This window comes from uncultured Bacteroides sp., assembly GCF_958445495.1.
Classification (GTDB): Bacteria; Bacteroidota; Bacteroidia; order Bacteroidales; family Bacteroidaceae; genus Bacteroides.
Window position 1 is genome coordinate 20,792 of sequence record NZ_CAUCSQ010000032.1, and the last position, 22,125, is coordinate 42,916.

Sequence of the window (22,125 nt, forward strand, 5' to 3'; positions counted from 1 at the left end):
TAGGGTTACTTTTGTTTTCGTTCTCTGTGTCATTGCTGAATGACCGTGAAACAAAAGTATCCACATTTCATACTGCTTCTTAAAGCAGATAGCAAAAATATAGTGATTTATACAGTATCCCACAGTATAAACCACTAAATATAAGAACGTTACAAAATAGAAGTCGGACTAAAAAAGTAGTGGTTTTCTTATTCTTCCACCTTCCCTATTTGCATTACTTTAGCCTCAAATTCATCTCTTTCTCCCACAGCCTTGTTACGGACACGGGTCCGGTAATTATAAATGGTAGTGACGGAGTAGCGAAGGAATTGCGCTATTTTAGTGCTGTCCGTAATTCCCAGGCGGATGAGAGCGAAGATACGAAGTTCGGTATTCAGTTGTTCTCCCGGTTTGGGTTGCATCGGTTCGGTAAGCAGGGCATTAAATTCCTCCACAAAACTGGGGAAGAGTTGCAGGAAAGTCACGTCGAAGTTCGCATAAAACTCTTTCAGTTCTTCATCAAGGAACTGGGAAGATTTAATAGCCTTATATAGTTCTTCCACCCTTCCGGCAGCGGCAATCTTATTCAGGGAACGGCGGTATAAATCCATCTTATCGAGATAAGTGGAACATTGGTCCATGTATCTCCCGATATATTCCTCCTTGATATAGTTGGCTTCCGAAAGCGTATGATTCATTTCTTTCAGTTGCGAATTGGAATCGTGAAGTTCTTCGTTCAGTTCTTGCAGGAGCGTATTGGTATCGACCACTTCGCGGCGCGCAGCAGCTACCTTTTTCATCTGTTTATAGACAAAGAAAATGGCAACCAGCAAGAAAACGGAAAGCAGACTGATACATATCAACGAAACTTTCATCTCCTGTTGCTGACGTTTGGTTTTTAATTGATAGGCCTGGTCGATGATAGGAAAGACCTGCGAGATTTCCAACGTACGGAGACGGGCATTGCAAAGGGTGGCATCCTCCAGGGAACATTTCAGATAGTTGTAGGCACGGTCGATGTCTCCTGCTTCATAAACAAGAGAAGCGAGTTTGCGCAAAGATACATATTCTTTTACTGCTGATTTCAAATCGGCAATAGCTGAAAGAGCCAGATAATGTTTTTGTCCTTCCTTATCTCCTTTCAACCGGCAACCCTCGGAAATCGTATAAGTAATCATTGCCTGTGCATGCTCATCCAGAGAAGGTTTACCGTAATATTCCGCCAGTATGCGGATAGCCTCGTCATATTGGGCATGCACAATACATTTATCCGCCATCACCAGCACATGTCCCAGCGAGTCGGAAGCATTGACTTGCAAAAGGGAGTCCCGATACAAATCCGTCATCCGGTAATATTCGTTCTTGGCTTCTTCCGTAACGGCATAATCGCCCATCAATCCGTAAATGGTACGGTATAAATGATAATAATAGCCATAAAGATAGCCGGGCAGGGTTTTCTTGTCAATCCCTCCCAATAATTCCAGCGCTTCTTTATACATCCCGGTAGTTCCCATCACTTCCGCCATATTCATGGCGGAATCATCCAGATAATCCTGCTTATTCAGACGGCGCGCCAACTCCTCTTTCCGTTGGGCGTAGACAAAAGACGAATCCAGATTGTAAGCCCGGTATTCATCGAAAAGGCGTCCGCAAAAACCGTACCGCTGCTTATCGGAAGCAGCCTCAACCAACAATCTCTTCAAGTCGGCGATACGCGCTTCCTTTTCCGCTCCATAAATCTGGCGGTTTTTAATGATAGCGTCAATCTCACGAAGCAACACGTCAGTACTCTTGTTATCTTTTGCATAAAGCAGGCCTGAAAGAAAAATTGCCACAAAAATCAGAATAACTTTTTTCATAGTGCCGTATGTATTATATCTGCAAAGATAAAAGTCTTTCAGAAACTTCCGGCTTTCAGGAGAAGATTATTGCAGGCAGAAAGAGCAATCTTCATTAAAAATAGGAAAACGGATTCATCATAAACATCATTTATTATATCTGTAACAATTACATTCATAATAATCGGCACGACAATCATTAATCCCCCCTTTATCGTAGGCAAAGACGTATTTCCCCATCATTTGTGCAACTGTGAAGGGGAAACGGAGCAGTTGATACGTAACACTACAAACGGTATTAATTGCTATCGGGAAAAACAGATAATAATCGGAGTCGCTTCAGGGAAATTTATAAAAGAGTACAGGCTAACGACTCCCGGTTCCGTTACAAGCTGTACCCAAAAGAATAGTGCAAAAGAATCCGCCCCCAAGAACAGAATCATTATGGAATATCCGACAAGCTATCGAGAATCCGGTCGCCAAGGAACTAACAGGTTGCAACCCATAGAAACCCGCAGTTAAAAATAAAATCACACTCATGTTCGCAAAAGCACGGGCCAAACCGCATTGAAATAAACCTGCCGCATATTGCTCATGAAATTAAAACGTGTCATACCGATGCAACCTACCCCCACATCCCAAAGCTTTCAGCCGCATACCCTAACCTTTTTTCATACGAACCCTATTTCGTTCCACATCTGTTATCCTTCCGTTCCACAATTGTTTCCCTTTCGTCCCACAGATATGGAACTAAAAGACAACAATTGTGGAACGAAATATTTATAGTAAAACAAAAGGCTAATTATAGTTGTCATTGATTTATTATCCCGCTTTCCTCCACTACTCCTCTCCTAAGTTCTCGAACGTCTTGCCTTCTGTAATCTTATCGGCAGACATTTCTTCGGAATAATAATCTTTGGAGATTTCAAGATACTTTTTGAAAAGCCGTTTCACTGTTGCCAGCTCGTCTCCTTGAGTAACCGGAGTACGCGCCTTATGGCAAGTAGAGACAAAATTCATCTCCCAGTCAGCCATTTTATTGTAGAGCGCATTCGCGCGGAACGCTTCACGCCCGTAAATCTGCGGCAGTCCCTCTTCCACATACTCTTCTCCACGTTCCAGATAGCCCGACATCTCGTCATAAAACATTTTCCAACGTTTCAGATAGAAATTCTCAATCAGTCCGCTCCACTCACGCCAAGAATAGTCAAAGATGTGCGGGTCGCCGTCCCCACCCCAGATAGTAACCAATGCGGTGGCATCTTTCTCCAACAGATTCTTTTCTGCCTCCGTTGTTCCCCAACTGCGGGCGTCGGTCAACCACTTATCAAAGTTGAACTCTTCACGGGTACGGAGAAGCACGTCCGTATCATGCATCAGTTCCAAAAAACGATTGCTGTGCAGAAGAAACTCCTTACGGTCTTTCTTACGAAAAGCGTCCGCCGCACGCTTATGCATCGCCTGCCCCAGGTTAGTCATTATCTGGCGTTGCAAATCAACTAAGTCAAACCGATAAGGCTTGGAAGAGCCCAATCTATCCGATTCCTCCAAAAGCAACCTTTGCGCCTTCCATAACAACAACGGAGAATAAGGAATGCCCAACCCCTGATTCGGTCCCGACTTCTTTACATTCAACGCCGGACGGGCGGCAATGATTGAACTGCGCTCCGTACCGTTCGTCCCTTTCTGATAAGGACCTTCGAGCAAATACAGCCACGCCTGCGCCGTCTTTTCGGAGGGCATACCGTAACGACGCGCCGCATATCCCGCCAACCACTCTTCAATATTCACCTCCCCCGCATGAAGCGGCATTTCAAACGCCAGTTCATAAAAGACAGGATTCTGAATGATGGATTCCATGAAAAGCCCCGAACCGCATACATTGCCATATTTCGCATGAGCCTTTCCATACTGGTTGGAAGCTATCAGGTGCAAGTCACCATGCATATTGATACGCCCGCCGAAGTTATGCAGATTGCCCGCCACCACCGGATATCCCCAGCACGGCTCGCCTTTGGCGCAACGTCCTCCGTTCAAATCCAGTATCAGCAAATCGGATTTGGGAACCGCTTTCACAATCGGCTCACGCAAACTCCATGCCTGCATCGCCCATAACGCATTCGGGTCGAACGACTTAAAAAGACGATGGATAGCCTTGCCTACCGCATCCAAATACTCCGGAGTATCAACAGGAGGTCTTCCCTCGTGAAAAGGGTCAGCGGCATAAACGCCGTGTGCGCCGAACAGTTTCTTTTCCTCCTCCATGAAATCACGTCCGAAAGCCCGGAACAATGAATCTGTCGGGTCAATCTGGGCAACCCCCTTGAAACCACACCATCCTCCTTTCATGCTGATGCCGGCTTTCGGAAATTTAGCCTTCATTTCACGGGGAACATAACCGGAAAAGCCTTGCTGGATAGGTTGCATCCCCAACTCCAACTGCCGGTCAATCACCTGTTTCCCTAGCTTAATATGAGACTGTATCCATGACAACGGCAAAGGACCGCCATAACTCTGTATATTCTGCATCCATTGCCAAGCGAAGTGAGCCGGCCCTGTCAGGCACGCTCGGGCTTCACTGTCGGTAAATCCGTACTTCAACAAGGTATTATACCACACAGCCTCTAACCCGACGACCGACAACGGCATATTGACGGAATTCATCGCCATATAATCCAACTCACGTTCCCAACGTTTCCAATCCCACCAAGGAGCCGTATAGCTGAATGTGCAATAATTCATATATACGCGGTATTTTCCGTTAATGACATGCTTTCCCCGTTGCGATGCGACCGGAGCGGGAAGCATTTCGGGAAGATTCAACTGGTCGCCGAACCAGGATACGTGAGCCCCGCAACTGTATTTCAAATACTGATTGTAAGCCGTAGCCAACGAAACCGGGTTATTGCCGCGTAAAATAATACCGCCTTTCTCCCCCTCAATCTCATACACGTCTTGCCCGTCCGTCCCGGCAGGGATTAACTCCAGCACAAACTGTTCGCCATACCCCGGAGTAATCCGTTCTATCAAATCATAAGCGGCACGGATTCCGGGATTCTCCTTCTTGAACGCCGTACTCAGGAAGAAAAGCCCGATAACCAACAGATAACGGTAAACGGGCAGTACCGCACTGCATCCTGTCATTTTCATAGTTATTCTTTTTTGTCGGCTAAGATAAAGAATATTTTTGAAAACTTGTTACAGGAAAAAAGAAATTGGCAAAGAAACCACGCCATATACACCACGGTCTGAAAAAACGGTCTTTATCCGTCACCGACCACTTCAACGACTGTATTTTTTCCGAATACGGTTCCCAATATATTTAAAAATGAACTTTTCCCAATGAGAACATCAAAAAAACACATAAACCTACCGACAACAAAAAATATTTTTATACCTTTGACACTAGGTAACGAGAGCGACCCGTTGCGTTTAGCACACCGTAAACGTTACAGAACAGCCCCCTGCCATTCCAATATCCATTATCTGACAAACAGCAAATATCTTATGGACAAAAGAGCAAAATCGAAAGTAAAGCAAGAAGAGCCAATCCACCGGACATCTTCATTCCGTAACGGACCTTTATCCGGCAGACACATTCCATTCCGCATCAAAGTGATTGCCGTTGCCGGATTGTTGGCCGGGCTGTCATTCCCATCCTTTCTTTCCGCCCAGGATATTTCGGGAACCTGGCACGGCAAGCTTTCCGTACCTTCCGGTTCGCTTTCCATCGTATTCCATATCAATCCGGCAGAGAACGGAAATTATGTGACAACGCTTGACAGCCCCGACCAGGGAGCCAAAGGCATAAAGACAGAGAGTACTTCTTTCGAAAATTCTACGCTGATTGTCCGGATACCCGCCATCAATGCCTCTTACAAAGGCAAGTTAGACAAAAACAATACAATCAACGGGACATTCACCCAAGGAATACCTATCCCGCTGAACCTGAAAAAAGGAGAAACCGCCCGCCCTAAACGTCCGCAGGAACCCCAGCCTCCCTTCCCCTACCGAAATGAAGAAGTCATTGTAAGGAACGAGCAAGACGACATCAATCTTGCCGGGACACTGACGCTTCCCGAAAAAGGGAATCGGTTTCCGGCAATAGTCATGGTGACAGGAAGCGGTGCGCAAAACCGGGATGAGGAAATTATGGGACACAAGCCTTTTCTTGTTATTGCCGACTATTTGACACGGAATGGAATTGCCGTCCTCAGGTGTGACGACAGGGGAACCGCCGCCTCGCAAGGTAATCATGCTACAGCCACCAATGAAGATTTCGCCACAGATACGAAAGCCGCCATCCGCTACCTGCGCAACAGAAAAGAGATAGACCCGAAAAAAATCGGCATCATAGGGCATAGCGCAGGCGGAACAATCGCATTCATGACGGCCGCTAAGGACCCGTCCGTAGCCTTTGTCGTTTCACTGGCGGGGGCTGGCGTGAGGGGTGACAGCCTGATGTTGAAACAGGTGGAACTCATCTCCAAATCACAAGGAATGCCAGACACAGCCTGGGAAAAGATAAAACCGTCCGTACGGAACAGATATTCCATATTGCAACAAGCGGACAAGACCCCTGAGGAATTACGGAAAGAATTATATGCAGATGTCACGAAAACCATACCGCCCGCACAATTAAAAGATTCCGGCACCGTCCGGCAGATATCCGGAGAACTCCAGTCAATGACTTCTCCCTGGTACCTTCATTTCATGAGATATGACCCGGCTAAAGACCTGGAAAAAGTGAAATGCCCGGTTCTCGCCCTGAACGGGGGAAAGGACATTCAAGTGGATGCCGTCATGAACCTGACCGCTATCCGGGAAAAAACCGCCGGAAACGGAAATAAAAACGTAACCGCCAAAATCTACCCGAACCTCAACCATCTTTTCCAAACATGTAAAAAAGGCACATTGGCCGAGTACGGGCAACTGGAAGAAACAATCAGTCCGGAAGTTTTAAAAGACATTACGGATTGGATTTTAAAACAAACCCGGTAAATTTTCCGATATGGAAGGTACATTCCCCGTACCCCAGGAATGGTTACGGACATATCTTTCCATTTTTGTGTACGGCAAAAACATACCTTGCCACACACCTGTACCGACCGCATAAATTGATTTAAATCAAAATCCGTCACAACGGATTTTTCCTGGCTGATTTTGTTTTACCTTTGCACCCGCAAAAAAAAACAAGGAAGTTAAAGACAACGGAAATCAGTCAGTTTTTGTATGAAAAAGAGCCTTATTGCATTGGCGTTCGGAACCTTAGGACTGGGTATCGCCGAATTCGTAATGATGGGAATTCTACCGGATGTGGCAAAAGATTTACATATCAGCATCCCCACTGCCGGGCATTTTATCTCTGCCTACGCGCTGGGGGTCTGCGTCGGCGCTCCCGTACTGACCCTTGCCCGCAAATACCCGCTAAAACACATTCTACTGGTATTGGTCGCTTTAATCATGGCGGGTAATATCTGTGCCGCTGCGGCTCCCGATTACTGGGTCCTGCTGATTGCCCGCTTTATTTCCGGGCTTCCCCACGGAGCCTATTTCGGAGTCGGCTCCATCGTTGCCGAAAGGCTTGCCGATAAGGGAAAAGGCTCGGAAGCCGTCTCTATCATGATTGCCGGAATGACAATCGCCAACCTCTTCGGAGTACCTTTAGGCACTTCTTTAAGCACCATGCTTTCCTGGCGCGTCACTTTTCTGCTGGTCGGCATCTGGGGAACCGTTATCCTGTATTACATCTGGCGTTGGGTCCCTCACGTGGAAGGACTTCAAGACACCGGATTCAAAGGACAATTCCGTTTCCTCAAAACTCCGGCCCCCTGGCTGATTCTGGGCGCTACGGCCTTAGGCAACGGTGGCGTGTTCTGTTGGTACAGTTATATCAATCCCCTGCTGACAAACGTTGCCGGATTCTCCGCCGAAAGCATTACTCCCCTGATGATTCTTGCCGGGTTCGGTATGGTGACGGGCAACCTCATCAGCGGAAAACTTTCCGACCGCTACACTCCCGGAAAAGTAGGAACCGCTTCACAGGCGCTCATTTGCCTGATGCTATTGCTTATTTTCTTCCTTTCTCCCTGCAAATGGGCGGCTGCCCTGTTGATGTGCCTTTGCACAGCCGGATTATTCGCCGTATCCAGTCCGGAACAGGTGTTGATTATCCGCGTGGCGAAAGGAGGCGAAATGTTAGGGGCCGCCTGTGTGCAAGTGGCCTTCAATCTGGGAAACGCCATCGGCGCTTATGCGGGCGGGCTTGCCGTCAGCAGCGGATACCGTTATCCCGCCCTGACAGGTGTGCCGTTCGCCCTCATCGGATTTATTTTGTTCCTGATTTTTTATAAGAAATACCAGGCAAAATATTAAAACTCTGCCAAAATACCTATCTTTGCAAAGTAATTATCGATAACTAAATAAAAACAAAATAGATAAATGGCATTGCAATGTGGTATTGTCGGACTGCCGAATGTAGGCAAGTCAACACTTTTTAACTGTTTGTCGAATGCAAAGGCACAAGCGGCAAATTTCCCTTTCTGCACAATTGAACCTAACGTCGGCGTAATCACCGTACCTGACGAACGACTCAACAAACTGGCAGAACTGGTACATCCGGGGCGTATCGTCCCCACTACCGTAGAAATCGTAGATATAGCCGGACTGGTGAAAGGCGCCAGCAAAGGAGAAGGGCTCGGTAATAAGTTTCTTGCCAATATCCGCGAGACAGACGCAATTATTCATGTGCTCCGCTGTTTTGACGATGATAATGTAACGCATGTAGACGGCAGCGTAAATCCTGTACGCGACAAGGAAATCATTGACTACGAGCTTCAACTGAAAGACTTGGAAACCATCGAAAGCCGTATTCAAAAAGTACAGAAACAGGCGCAGACAGGAGGAGACAAGGCTGCAAAACTGGCTTACGACGTACTTGTAAAATACAAAGAAGTCCTTGAACAAGGGAAATCGGCGCGTACCGTGGCATTTGAAACCAAAGACGAGCAGAAAATAGCCCACGAGTTATTCCTACTGACCAGTAAACCGGTGATGTACGTCTGCAACGTAGACGAAGCCAGCGCCGTAAACGGCAATAAGTACGTAGATATGGTACGCGAAGCGGTAAAAGACGAGAACGCGGAAATCCTGATTGTCGCTGCAAAAACAGAAGCGGATATCGCCGAGCTGGAAACGTATGAGGACCGTCAGATGTTCCTTGCCGAAGTCGGGCTGGAAGAATCCGGAGTATCCCGTCTCATCAAGTCAGCTTACAAACTGCTGAACTTGGAAACGTTCTTCACGGCGGGAGAAATGGAGGTGAAGGCCTGGACATACCGCAAAGGCTGGAAAGCGCCGCAATGCGCAGGCGTTATCCACACCGATTTTGAGAAAGGTTTTATCCGTGCCGAGGTTATCAAATACGACGATTACATTCAATACGGTTCGGAGGCAGCAGTAAAAGAGGCCGGCAAACTCGGCGTAGAAGGAAAAGAATACGTCGTGCAGGACGGTGATATCATGCATTTCCGTTTCAATGTATAAGAAATAATATGAAGTATCTCATAGCAGGAACCGGAGGAGTAGGCGGCAGCATAGCGGGATTTCTGTCACTCGCCGGAAAAGACGTCACTTGCATTGCCCGCGGAACTCATTTGGAGGCCATACGGGCAAACGGGCTGAAATTGAAGTCTGATTTAAAAGGAGAACATACGCTTGCCGTTCCCGCAACGACAGCGGAAGAATTTGACGGAAAAGCGGACGTAATCTTCGTCTGTGTCAAGGGATATTCCGTCGACTCAATCACCGGATTAATCAAAAGGGCTTCACATGCCCGGACTGTCGTCATTCCGATTCTGAACGTTTACGGAACAGGGCCGCGTATCCAGCGCATGGTTCCGGACGTTACAGTGCTCGACGGCTGCATCTATATCGTCGGATTCGTATCCGGTGCAGGAGAAATCACCCAAATGGGGAAAATTTTCCGTTTGGTATATGGGGCGCATAAAGGGACCCAGGTTCCTCCGGGAATATTGGACGCTATCCGGGAAGACCTCCGGGAAAGCGGCATCAAGGCGGAAATCTCTCCGGACATCAACCGGGATACATTTGTCAAATGGTCGTTCATCTCGGCAATGGCGCTTACGGGAGCTTATTACGACGTCCCGATGAGGGAAGTGCAGAAACCGGGGAAAATACGCGATACCTTTATCGGACTATCTGCCGAAAGCGCCGAACTGGGACGTAAACTGGGGGTGGAATTCCCTGAAGACCCTATCTTGTACAATTTAAAGATTATTGATAATCTTGCCCCCGAAAGCACGGCTTCCATGCAGAAAGACCTGGCGCGAGGGCACGAGTCGGAGATACAAGGGTTGCTGTTCGACATGATTGCTGCAGCGGAAGAACAGGGCATCGACACTCCTACCTATCGGATGGTTGCCGAAAAATTCAAATCCTGAAAACGGCAGATACGGGAAAAGGGCTTCCGCACTCATCATGCAAAATAGGACTATGGTATCAGGAAATTGCCAACACGGAAGAAACCGGACGGCAGGCCGGGAAAAATCCTACTGATTTTATAAAACTGAAACAATGAGAATTATAACTAAATAACTACCAAGATTATGTCTTCATTCCTTTACATCAACTGGAACCCGAACCCCGAATTATTCAACTTATTCGGCATTTCCATACGTTACTACGGCCTGTTATGGGCAGTAGGGATTTTCTTTGCCTATGTTATCGTCCACTACCAATACCGCGACAAGAAAATAGATGAAAAAAAGTTCGAACCTCTCTTTTTCTACTGTTTCTTCGGTATCCTCATCGGGGCGCGTTTAGGACATTGCCTGTTCTACGATCCGGGGCAGTATTTGACCAGCGGCAAAGGATTCATAGAAATGCTCCTGCCCATCAAGTTCCTGCCTGCCGGCGGATGGAAATTTACGGGATATGAAGGACTTGCCAGTCACGGAGGCACTCTCGGACTGATTATCGCATTATGGCTCTATTGCCGTAAAACCAAGCTTCACTATATGGACGTGGTAGACATGATTGCCGTAGCGACCCCCATCACCTCCTGTTGTATCCGTCTTGCCAACCTGATGAACTCCGAAATCATCGGCAAGCCGGCAGACGTGCCCTGGGCATTCATATTCGAACGGGTGGACATGCAACCGCGCCATCCGGGACAGCTTTACGAAGCCATCGCCTACCTGCTCTTATTCTTTATCATGATTTACCTGTATAAAAATTACAGCAAGAAACTGCACCGGGGCTTTTTCTTCGGGCTTTGCCTGACCTATATCTTCGTTTTCCGTTTCTTCATCGAGTTCCTGAAAGAGAACCAGGAAGCATTCGAAGACCAGATGACGCTCAATATGGGGCAATGGCTGAGCATTCCGTTTGTTCTGATAGGCGTATATTTTATGTTTTTCTACGATAAGAAAAAAACGGTCTGAGACTGAAAAAAGAGACGAGGCTGACTAACCCAAACAAATGACTGCAAAAACAAACGGTTCGGAAACAATGTCAGAACGAAAATTGAAAGCCGAAAGACATTCAGCCTCATCCTTTCCTTACCGTTTTACTCTTTCATAAAACTTTCGAGCTGTCCGAGGCTATTCGTCAGCCTCGCCAGTTTCGTCCGGCTCTTCAAGGTCGTCAGGCTCGTATTTGCATTTTTCCATACATGGTTTTAACTGGTGATTTCTCCCGATACGTTTTTTCATTTTTGAATCAATCGCACTCAGCAACCTCGGCTGAATTTACCCCGGCAAAACAGGAAAAATAGTAGAAGAAGCAGGCATAAGCCGGTTCCAAAGTTATGTATTTCACATTTCGAAAGGATGGAGAATGCAAATTGTCCCGGATGGAATCATTCAGCAGAACAGCCTTCCTTCTTTTCCATATTTCCGCAGCTTCATCTCGTCCAGGTTGGCATAGATACAGGAAAGAAGAAAATAGATGGAAAATCCGCCCAACAAATGGATAGTGAGAAATGAAAACAGATAGGCGGGCCTTTCTTTATAGACAATGCTTGACAATTAGTCCGGAACAGCAACAGACCGGCAGGCAGAACCGTAATCCCCTAAAGAGCCCCAAAAACACTGCTTTCCTTATTTTCTACCCTGTTTTCTATGAAATCCACCTGCGGTCCCGCTTCAAGGGTAGCACTGAATCCGGCTTCATAACGATAACAGACAGTATCGGCTTTTCCTGTCGCAAACAGGTTTATAATGCTGTCATGCTCACATTGCCTTTCTTGTTTTCTCCACTCTTTGTGTATTATTAAAGGGGGAAATGATTATTTCCCCCTAACTATTTTCTTGATATCATTCAATTTATTCAACGCCTCAACCGGAGTCAGGTTATTCACATCCAGATTCAGAATCTCGTCACGTATCTGGCAAAGTACGGGGTCTTCTAACTGGAAGAAACTCAACTGCATTCCTCCGCGCTTCTCACTGACTTCCGCCAACGGCTTGCCGGAAATACCTTGCTGACGGTTGTCCGATTCGAGCTGTTTCAGAATCTCATTGGCACGTTTCACTATACTTTTCGGCATACCCGCCATTTTCGCCACGTGAATACCGAAAGAGTGTTCACTTCCGCCGCGTTCCAGTTTACGGAGAAAGATTACCTTGTTGTTCACTTCCTTCACCGACACGTTATAATTCTTGATTCGCTTGAAGGATTTCTCCATCTCGTTCAGTTCATGATAATGCGTAGCGAACAGGGTACGCGCTTTGGCTTTCGGATGTTCGTGAATATATTCCACAATCGCCCAAGCGATAGAAATACCGTCGTAAGTGGACGTTCCACGCCCCAACTCATCAAACAGCACCAGGCTGCGGGAAGAGACATTGTTCAGGATATCCGCCGCTTCATTCATTTCAACCATAAACGTAGATTCTCCCACAGAAATATTATCACTGGCCCCTACACGGGTGAATATCTTGTCAACCAACCCGATACGGGCACTCTCCGCAGGAACGAACGAACCGATTTGCGCAAGCAACGTAATCAATGCGGTCTGGCGCAAAAGCGCGGACTTACCCGCCATATTCGGTCCCGTAATAATGATAATCTGTTGTGTGGAACTGTCCAGCATCACGTCATTGGCAATGTATTTCTCGCCAATCGGAAGTTGCTTTTCAATTACCGGATGGCGTCCCTGACGGATATCCAGAACCTCGCCGTCTTCAACAACCGGACGGATATACTTATTCTCACGCGCCACATTGGCAAAGGACAAAAGGCAATCCAGACCGGCAACCAGGCTGGCGTCGGTTTGTATCTCGGAAATAAATTCCGTCACTGCCTGTACCAGCTCCACATACAGTTGATTTTCCAAAATAAGAATCTTGTCTTCCGCACCGAGAATCTTTTCTTCATATTCTTTCAACTCCTGTGTGATATAACGCTCCGCATTCACCAAAGTCTGTTTGCGAATCCACTCCTTAGGAACTTTATCCCTATGGACATTACGGACCTCGATGTAATAACCGAACACAGCATTATAAGAGATTTTCAAGCTCGGAATGCCCGTACGTTCACTCTCACGCTGCTGGATTTGAAGTAAATAATCTTTCCCGGAATACGATATCCGGCGCAATTCGTCCAACTCCGCATTAACACCGTCTTTTATTACCCCACCCTTGTTCACCAATAAAGGAGGATCGTCATTAATCTCTTTGGCAATTCTGTCACGGACAGAAGTACAAAGGTGCAACTGCTCCCCGATACGGCTCAAACTCGCATTGTCTGCCTGCATACACGCCTGCTTAATCGGTTCAATAGCCTGCAACGCTACTTTCAACTGTACCAGTTCGCGCGGTGAGACACGTCCTACGGCTACTTTGGAAATAATACGTTCCAAATCACCGATAAGATGCAACTGCTCTTCAATAAGCTCTTTGAAATCCGGTTGACGGAAGAAGTACTCAACGATATCCAACCGGTCATTAATCAGTCTTTTATCTTTCAGCGGAAAAATAATCCAACGTTTTAACAGACGCGCGCCCATCGGGCTAATCGTTTTGTCGATGACATCCAACAGACTGCTTCCGCCTTCATTCATGCTGCCCACGAGTTCAAGATTACGCACTGTAAACTTGTCAAGCCGGACGTATTTGTCCTCTTCGATACGGGCAATCGAAGTGATATGTTTGATTTGCGTATGCTGCGTCATTAGCAGGTACTGCAAGATGGCCCCGCAAGCGACAATTCCATTTTTCAGATGTTCGACTCCGAACCCTTTCAGGTTTTTGGTTTCAAAATGTTGAAGAAGCTTTTCCCGGGCATTCACTTCCGTAAAGACCCAATCTTCCAGCTCATACGTAAAAAACTTAGTACCGAAATTACTTTCAAACACAGGCCGCTTGCCACGTTCGAAGAGCACTTCCTTCGGTCCGAAATTGTTCAACAGCTTATCTACATAATCAAAAAGCCCCTCAGCTATGAGAAACTCGCCCGTAGATATATCAAGAAAAGCAACTCCGCAGACTTTCTTTCCAAAATGGACGGCAGCCAGAAAATTGTTTTCCTTGCAATTCAATACGTTATCATTGATAGAGACACCGGGAGTAACCAGCTCTGTAATGCCTCGTTTAACCAGCTTTTTGGTCTGTTTCGGATCTTCCAATTGCTCGCAAATGGCTACACGCTTCCCCGCACGAACCAGCTTCGACAAATAATTGTCAAGGGCATGATAAGGAAATCCCGCCATTTCAATGCTTTTTCCTTTTCCATTGGCGCGTTTCGTCAGCGTAATACCTAAAATTGCCGAAGATTCAATGGCATCCGTAGAATATGTTTCATAAAAATCCCCGCAACGAAACAGTATCACTGTATCCGGATGCTCCGCTTTCACATCCAGAAATTGCTTCATCATGGGGGTGAGTACGATCTCTTCTTCCTTCACGGTTTTCTCCTTTTCTTTTTATTATCGGGATATAATACTGTCATTATCGGAACAAAGATAACGGTTTTTCGGTAGAGAATCAACGGAACCTAACAATTCAATTTTCAAAATTAGTGTTTCACTCCTTTAAAAAGGAACGGCATTTTTCTTAATAAACCGGATAACAATATTAAAACATGTTATAAAACATACAAAAATACTTGGATAATTTGCTATTTACACAAAAGTATGTACATTTGCAATGTGTTTTTCATAGTATTAGATTTAAGGTTAACAAAGGTTGGGTCAAGGCGTTGACCCTTTTTTTTATGCCCATACGCCAACGATACAATCCTCCCCCGGACAGGCCAATCCCCTTGCTTCACCCCAATTCGTAACAATGCAAGGGCCAAACAAGGAGACGTACCTTAAAGGAAAAACGGATTGATATGGTTTTCTATCCTCAATCACATCCGTCTTAACCGGATTTTCCTGGTTACCGGTTTATTCACTTCATAAATCTTATCAATGAGTAAGGATATTCAGAAAATACATAAAATTAGCCAACTAATTCATTGAACTACACCCCAAAAGTTTTGTGCCTAACTTTTGAGATGCCTTATGTATAACTTTAAAAAACGACTGAATTGCGTAACAAAAGTTTTGATATTAACCATAAAGCAGTGCAACGTCATTATGATGGAAATGGGGACTTAAAAGCAAAATACACAAGATTCGTTATCATTCATATAAGGGTGAAGTTGGTAAGATTGCACCCAATATTATCACTCGAAATTTTGTTGCCGAAGTTCCCAATCGTAAATAGGCGACAAATGTGACCCGGATAAACAATGGCTCTGTCAAACTCTACTTGTCGCCGATTCTTGATATATTCAATAGAAAGACAATCTCTTATAACATTTCAGAAAAGCCTAATCTTGAGTAAATTTATAATATGTTTGACAAAACATTTACCAAGTTTGACAATCTTAATGGACTTATCCTCCATTCAGTTCAGAACTGACTATTCCTTCCGGACCCCGGATACGCCACTTTATTTTCATATAGCAGACAACCTAACTACCTCTTAGTGAATACCTATGCAAATATTAGGTAGTTTGGCGCAAATCACGTAAATTTGCCCCTCAAATTAGAAATAACAATATAAATCACTATAAATAAAAACTTTATCACTATGGAGTACAATTTCAGGGAGATTGAAAAGAAGTGGCAGAAAAAGTGGGTGGAAAAGAAAACCTACCAGGTTACGGAAGACGAATCGAAGCAGAAATTTTATGTATTGAACATGTTCCCTTACCCGTCAGGGGCGGGCTTGCACGTAGGCCATCCGCTGGGATACATCGCTTCGGACATTTACGCCCGTTACAAGCGACTGCAAGGCTTCAATGTACTCAATCCGATGGGATACGATGCTTACGGCCTGCCGGCTGAACAATATGCCATCCAGACCGGGCAACATCCTGCGATTACCACCGTCAACAATATCGACCGCTATCGCGAACAACTGGATAAAATCGGCTTTTCTTTTGACTGGAGCCGGGAAATCCGCACTTGCGACCCGGAATATTACCATTGGACGCAATGGGCCTTCCAAAAAATGTTCAACAGTTATTACTGTAACGATGAACAGCAGGCACGTCCCATCGAAGAACTGGTCCATGTATTCGAAACCTACGGAGCCACCAAAGATATGAATGTCGCCTGTGGCGAAGAGCTTTGCTTCACTGCCGACGAATGGAAGGCAAAAAGCGAAAAAGAACAACAGGAAATCCTGATGAACTACCGAATCGCTTATCTGGGTGAAACAATGGTAAACTGGTGTGCTGAATTAGGAACTGTATTGGCGAACGACGAAGTAGTGGACGGAGTCAGCGAACGTGGCGGTTACCCCGTTATACAAAAGAAAATGCGTCAATGGTGTCTGCGCGTATCTGCTTACGCACAACGCCTGCTCGACGGATTAGATACTATCGACTGGACAGATTCCCTGAAAGAAACTCAAAGAAACTGGATCGGACGTTCGGAAGGTGCCGAAGTGCAATTCAAAGTAAAAGACAGCGACCTCGAATTCACCATCTTCACGACCCGCGCGGACACGATGTTCGGCGTTACCTTCATGGTATTGGCCCCGGAAAGCGAACTGGTAGCGAAAGTCACCACTCCCGAACAGAAAGCGGAAGTGGACACCTACCTCGACCGTACCAAGAAACGTACGGAACGCGAACGCATTGCCGACCGCAGCGTCACCGGCGTATTCAGCGGTTCCTACGCCGTCAATCCGTTTACGGGAGAAGCCGTACCTATCTGGATCAGCGATTATGTGCTGGCAGGATACGGAACAGGAGCCATCATGGCCGTACCCGCACATGACAGCCGCGACTATGCGTTCGCCAAACATTTCGGATTGGAAATCCGTCCGTTGGTGGAAGGTTGCGATGTGAGCGAAGAAAGCTTCGACGCCAAGGAAGGAATCGTCTGCAACTCTCCCCGTCCGGACGCGGTCCCCTATTGTGACCTTTCGCTGGACGGGCTGACTATCAAAGAAGCCATCGCAAAAACCAAAGAATATGTAAAAGAGCATCGCCTGGGACGTGTCAAAGTAAACTACCGCCTGCGCGACGCTATCTTCTCACGCCAACGTTACTGGGGAGAACCGTTCCCGGTTTATTACAAAGACGGGATGCCTTACATGATTGACGAAAGCTGCCTGCCTCTGGAACTTCCGGAAGTAGCCAAGTTCCTGCCGACCGAAACCGGAGAGCCTCCTTTGGGACACGCAACGGTATGGGCATGGGATACAGTCAACAAACGTGTGGTGGAGAATGAAAAAATAGACAACACAACCGTTTTCCCGCTGGAACTGAACACCATGCCGGGATTCGCCGGTTCTTCCGCCTATTACCTGCGCTATATGGACCCGCGCAACCACCAGGCGCTGGTCGACCCGAAAACAGACCGGTACTGGAAAAACGTAGACCTCTACGTAGGCGGTACGGAACATGCGACGGGCCACCTGATTTATTCCCGTTTCTGGAACAAATTCCTGCATGACATAGGCGTTTCCGCAGTAGAGGAACCGTTCCAAAAGCTAGTGAATCAAGGAATGATTCAAGGCAGGAGCAACTTCGTATATCGCATCAAAGACACCAATACGTTCGTCTCCTTCAACCTGAAAGACCGGTACGATGTGACTCCGCTCCATGTAGACGTAAACATCGTGTCCAACGACATTCTGGATTTGGAAGCCTTCAAGGCATGGCGTCCCGAATACCAGACAGCGGAATTCATCCTTGAGGACGGGAAATATATCTGCGGATGGGCAGTGGAGAAAATGAGCAAATCCATGTTCAACGTAGTGAATCCGGACATGATTGTAGAGAAATACGGCGCCGACACGCTCCGCATGTATGAAATGTTCCTCGGCCCGGTAGAACAGTCCAAACCGTGGGATACGAACGGAATCGACGGCGTACACCGTTTCATCCGCAAATTCTGGTCGTTATTCTACAGCCGCACGGACGAATATCTGGTAAAAGACGAGCCGGCTACGAAAGAAGAGTTGAAGAGCCTGCACAAGCTGATTAAGAAAGTGACGGGAGACATCGAACAATTCTCTTACAACACATCCGTCAGCGCATTCATGATTTGCGTAAACGAACTTTTCAACCTGAAATGCAGCAAAAAAGAAATACTGGAACAACTCGTCATCGTCCTCGCTCCTTTCGCCCCGCACGTATGTGAAGAATTATGGAGCGTACTGGGACACGAAACTTCCGTATGCGACGCCGCATGGCCTGCATATAATGAAGAATACCTGAAAGAGGATACCGTCAACTATACCATTTCCTTCAACGGAAAAGCCCGTTTCAACATGGAGTTTGCAACGGATGAAACATCGGAAGCCATCCAAGCGGCAGTACTGGCCGACGAGCGTTCACAGAAATGGATTGAGGGAAAAACTCCGAAAAAGATTATCGTCGTTCCGAAGAAAATCGTCAATGTCGTTATTTGAGTTCTAAGTGATGAATGAGACTGTGCCGGCACAGTCTCATTCACTATTTGCTACTCATCATCCAAAACCCGTCACTTAAACATAAAACTCAAATGCATAAACTAGCAAAAGCGGAAATAATGAGAGAAGTGAAAGATTATATCTACATCACTCTCGGATTAGTCAGTTATTCTCTGGGATGGGCGGCGTTCCTGCTGCCTTATCAGATAACTACCGGAGGCACCACCGGTATCGGAGCCATCATCTATTATGCAACAGGATTCCCTATCCAGTGGTCATACTTCATCATCAATGCCATCCTGATGACTTTCGCCATCCGGATACTAGGTCCGCGGTTCAGTATAAAAACCACTTATGCTATTTTTATGCTCACCTTCCTGCTCTGGCTGTTCCAACTGGTAGTAAACAACTACATAGAAGCACCCGATATGACACCGGACGGCAAACCTCTGTTACTCGGCAAAGGACAAGACTTCATGGCTTGCATCATCGGCGCGGCGATGTGCGGCGTAGGCTTGGGAATTACCTTCAATTACAACGGCAGTACCGGAGGAACAGATATCATCGCGGCCATCGTCAACAAATACAAAGACGTGTCACTCGGACGAATGATTATGATTTGCGACGTATTCATCATCAGTTCCTGCTACTTCATATTCCATGACTGGCGCCGTGTTATCTTCGGGTTTGTCACCTTATTCATCATCGGGGTGGTATTGGACTGGATTATAAACAGCGCCCGGCAATCTGTCCAATTTTTCATTTTCTCAAAGAAATATGACGAAATAGCAGACCGCATCATTAAGGATGCCGACCGGGGGGTTACGGTGCTGGACGGCATGGGATGGTATAGCAAGAACAATGTCAAAGTGTTGGTAGTCCTTGCTAAAAAACGCCAGTCATTGGATATCTTCCGCCTGGTAAAACGCATTGACCCGAATGCCTTCATCTCCCAAAGTTCCGTTATCGGCGTGTACGGAGAAGGATTCGACAAACTAAAAGTAAAATAACCGGCAGACAGGCAACCGGCCGATTCCGCCGGACAGCTTTAACCAACCGGTCTTATCTCAAACAAAAAAATCAGATTATGAAACGTAAACTCGTATTTGCCACCAACAACGCCCATAAACTGGAAGAAGTAGCCGCCATCCTGGGAAACCAAGTGGAGTTGCTAAGCCTTAACGATATCGGCTGTCATGCGGACATTCCCGAAACAGCCGATACGCTGGAAGGAAACGCACTGCTCAAATCCTCCTATATTTATAAAAACTACGGACTGGACTGTTTCGCCGACGACACCGGACTGGAAGTGGAAGCCCTGGACGGAGCTCCCGGAGTTTATTCCGCCCGTTATGCAGGCGGAGAAGGACATGACGCCCAAGCCAACATGCTCAAATTACTTCATGAACTTGAAGGAAAAGAAAACCGGAAAGCACAATTCCGTACCGCCATTTCGCTGATACTGGACGGAAAAGAATACCTCTTCGAAGGAGTGATTAAAGGTGAAATAATCAAAGAAAAACGCGGAGAATCCGGTTTCGGTTACGACCCCGTATTCCAACCGGAAGGATATGACCAGACTTTCGCCGAGCTGGGTAATGATACAAAAAATAAAATCAGCCATCGTGCACTGGCCGTACGGAAACTCTGTGAATTCCTGCAACGCTGATTCTCGCCTGCTATACTTCATTTATCCCTTAACGTTATAATACAATGAAAGCTGTTCCAAAATAGAAAAACGGAACAGCTTTACTTATTATAATTCATAGAGATATTCAGAAAATAAAAACACATGGTAAACCGTCACCTTCATGCCAACCTCCGGCATCACAACAAAGGCATAAGCAAAGGCAGATAATCTTTCAACCGGATACGAAGCAATTTCAAAGCCTGCTGAATCCGATAATCAACCGTTTTCGGCGAAACACAGAGAAAATCCGCTATTTCCTTATAGCTTTTCCCTTCAAAACGGTGTAACACAAAAGCCTCCCGGTATTGTGGCGGCAAACGTTCGATAGCCTCTTCGATAAGTTTCATCAGCTCCTTCATATGAACCGGGTCCAAATCATAATTTTCTTTTTTCAATCCGTTCCTGGAAAAAGTTCTTCACACGGAATTTTATTTCGTTATGATGCTTGCGGTTCGGATTCTATGACGTGCGCTGCCGGGCGAAAGCTCCTTATTTCATTAACCGGCAGGAAAAAGGAATGTGACGGAACAAAAACGACCCCATATACACCACTAATGCCAACGGTATCCTGAATACGGAAACAGGAAACAAAGGGCTGCCCCGTTTCATTTCGGAGCAGCCCTGTCTTTATCATTCCCTCAAAACGATTTACCCCTTAAAAACGTAAAATAAGCAAACAAAGCTTGGGAATCTATCGAACTTATCTTAATTTTGCCGGTACATAGATAATAAATTGATAATAAAGGGATAAAGAACCATTGTTTATTTGTAAAAAACAACACGAGATGAAAAAAATTACCTTATTTACTTTTTTGACATTGCTATTGTGCACTTCATGCGTCACAAAGAAGAAGTTCATGATTGCGGAAACCGGACGTTTAGCCGCCCTTTCGAGCAAAGACAGCGTACAAGGACTGTTGGACAAATGCCGGAACACCGGCAATCAGATGTCGGCGCAAATCAGAAAACTGCTGCGCGATACGACGCAAATGGGAAACAGCATTCGCCAGTATCAAAGCATATTGAATGCGAACATGACCGAACAGGAAAAACTGAACGCCCTGTTGAACCAGAAAAAAAATGAACTGAACGAAAGAGAACGCACCATCAATGAACTGCAACAGATGATTAATACCCAAAACGAAAAAGTACAGCAATTGTTGAACAGCGTGAAAGACGCATTGCTGGGATTCAGTTCCGAAGAGCTGACTATCCGTGAAAAAGACGGAAAAGTCTATGTAGCCATGTCGGACAAACTACTGTTCCAGTCAGGAAGCGCCCGCCTGGACAAACGCGGTGAGGAAGCCCTCGGCAAACTGGCGGAAGTATTGAACAAACAGACGGATATCGACGTATTCATTGAAGGACATACCGACAACAAACCCATCAATACGGTACAATTCAAAGACAACTGGGATTTGAGCGTGATTCGCGCCACTTCCGTCGTACGCATCTTAATCAAAGACTATCATGTGAATCCTTTGCAGATACAACCTAGCGGAAGAGGCGAATACATACCTGTAGCCGACAATGAAACGGCGGAAGGCAGAAGCAAGAACCGCCGTACGGAAATCATCATGGCCCCGAAACTGGATAAACTGTTCCAGATGTTGCAGGCTTCGGAAGAAACGGAATAAACCGTCCCGACAGGATTGTTTGCATACAATATGTAAAAAAA

Annotated in this window: 12 protein-coding genes and 1 pseudogene; 9 read left to right on the forward strand and 4 right to left on the reverse strand. The window is 46.2% G+C overall.

Annotated features, from left to right (window positions below; genetic code table 11):
* Positions 1 to 188 precede the first annotated feature (188 nt).
* Positions 189 to 1,838, reverse strand: a complete 1,650-nt coding sequence (locus Q5076_RS11660; protein WP_303013461.1) for a DUF6377 domain-containing protein — start codon at positions 1,836 to 1,838, stop codon at positions 189 to 191.
* An 819-nt stretch (positions 1,839 to 2,657) separates the two neighbouring features.
* The gene (locus Q5076_RS11665; protein WP_303013462.1) at positions 2,658 to 4,967 is read right to left on the reverse strand and encodes an alpha-N-acetylglucosaminidase; all 2,310 of its coding nucleotides are present in this window, start codon (positions 4,965 to 4,967) and stop codon (positions 2,658 to 2,660) included.
* 192 nt (positions 4,968 to 5,159) lie between these two features.
* Here Q5076_RS11665 and Q5076_RS11670 point away from each other — a divergent pair, with 192 nt between their 5' ends.
* The 5 genes from Q5076_RS11670 to lgt all read left to right on the forward strand — a co-directional run bounded on the left by Q5076_RS11670 (position 5,160) and on the right by lgt (position 11,281).
* On the forward strand, positions 5,160 to 6,818 hold the full coding sequence (locus tag Q5076_RS11670; protein ID WP_303013464.1) for a S9 family peptidase: 1,659 nt from the start codon (positions 5,160 to 5,162) through the stop codon (positions 6,816 to 6,818).
* A 231-nt stretch (positions 6,819 to 7,049) separates the two neighbouring features.
* Positions 7,050 to 8,192 (forward strand): MFS transporter AraJ, encoded by a 1,143-nt coding sequence (gene araJ, locus Q5076_RS11675; RefSeq protein ID WP_303013466.1) that lies wholly within the window; start codon positions 7,050 to 7,052, stop codon positions 8,190 to 8,192.
* Positions 8,193 to 8,258: 66 nt separating this feature from the next.
* Entirely contained in the window at positions 8,259 to 9,362 is a 1,104-nt protein-coding gene (ychF, locus tag Q5076_RS11680) for a redox-regulated ATPase YchF (protein WP_303013468.1), read from the forward strand.
* A gap of 8 nt (positions 9,363 to 9,370) precedes the next feature.
* A complete protein-coding gene (locus Q5076_RS11685) occupies positions 9,371 to 10,279 on the forward strand; it encodes a ketopantoate reductase family protein (protein WP_303013471.1) in 909 nt (302 codons plus the stop codon).
* Positions 10,280 to 10,444: 165 nt separating this feature from the next.
* Complete coding sequence (lgt, locus tag Q5076_RS11690; protein ID WP_303013474.1) at positions 10,445 to 11,281, forward strand: prolipoprotein diacylglyceryl transferase; 837 nt, start codon at positions 10,445 to 10,447, stop codon at positions 11,279 to 11,281.
* An 845-nt stretch (positions 11,282 to 12,126) separates the two neighbouring features.
* Here lgt and mutS read toward each other — a convergent pair.
* Positions 12,127 to 14,715, reverse strand: coding sequence for a DNA mismatch repair protein MutS (gene mutS, locus Q5076_RS11695; protein ID WP_303013494.1), 2,589 nt, complete (start codon positions 14,713 to 14,715; stop codon positions 12,127 to 12,129).
* Between the two features lie 1,204 nt (positions 14,716 to 15,919).
* On the opposite strand from mutS, the gene leuS reads away from it, so the two are divergent.
* The 3 genes from leuS to Q5076_RS11710 all read left to right on the forward strand — a co-directional run bounded on the left by leuS (position 15,920) and on the right by Q5076_RS11710 (position 20,426).
* Positions 15,920 to 18,757, forward strand: a complete 2,838-nt coding sequence (gene leuS / locus Q5076_RS11700) for a leucine--tRNA ligase (protein ID WP_303013476.1) — start codon at positions 15,920 to 15,922, stop codon at positions 18,755 to 18,757.
* A gap of 92 nt (positions 18,758 to 18,849) precedes the next feature.
* Positions 18,850 to 19,767, forward strand: coding sequence for a YitT family protein (locus Q5076_RS11705; protein WP_303013478.1), 918 nt, complete (start codon positions 18,850 to 18,852; stop codon positions 19,765 to 19,767).
* A 77-nt stretch (positions 19,768 to 19,844) separates the two neighbouring features.
* A complete protein-coding gene (locus Q5076_RS11710) occupies positions 19,845 to 20,426 on the forward strand; it encodes a non-canonical purine NTP diphosphatase (RefSeq protein WP_303013480.1) in 582 nt (193 codons plus the stop codon).
* Between the two features lie 158 nt (positions 20,427 to 20,584).
* On the opposite strand, the pseudogene Q5076_RS11715 reads toward Q5076_RS11710, so the two are convergent.
* A pseudogene (locus Q5076_RS11715) lies at positions 20,585 to 20,806 on the reverse strand (sigma-70 family RNA polymerase sigma factor); the annotation flags it as partial.
* Positions 20,807 to 21,232: 426 nt separating this feature from the next.
* Here Q5076_RS11715 and Q5076_RS11720 point away from each other — a divergent pair.
* The gene (locus Q5076_RS11720; protein ID WP_303013482.1) at positions 21,233 to 22,084 is read left to right on the forward strand and encodes an OmpA family protein; all 852 of its coding nucleotides are present in this window, start codon (positions 21,233 to 21,235) and stop codon (positions 22,082 to 22,084) included.
* Positions 22,085 to 22,125: the final 41 nt, after the last annotated feature.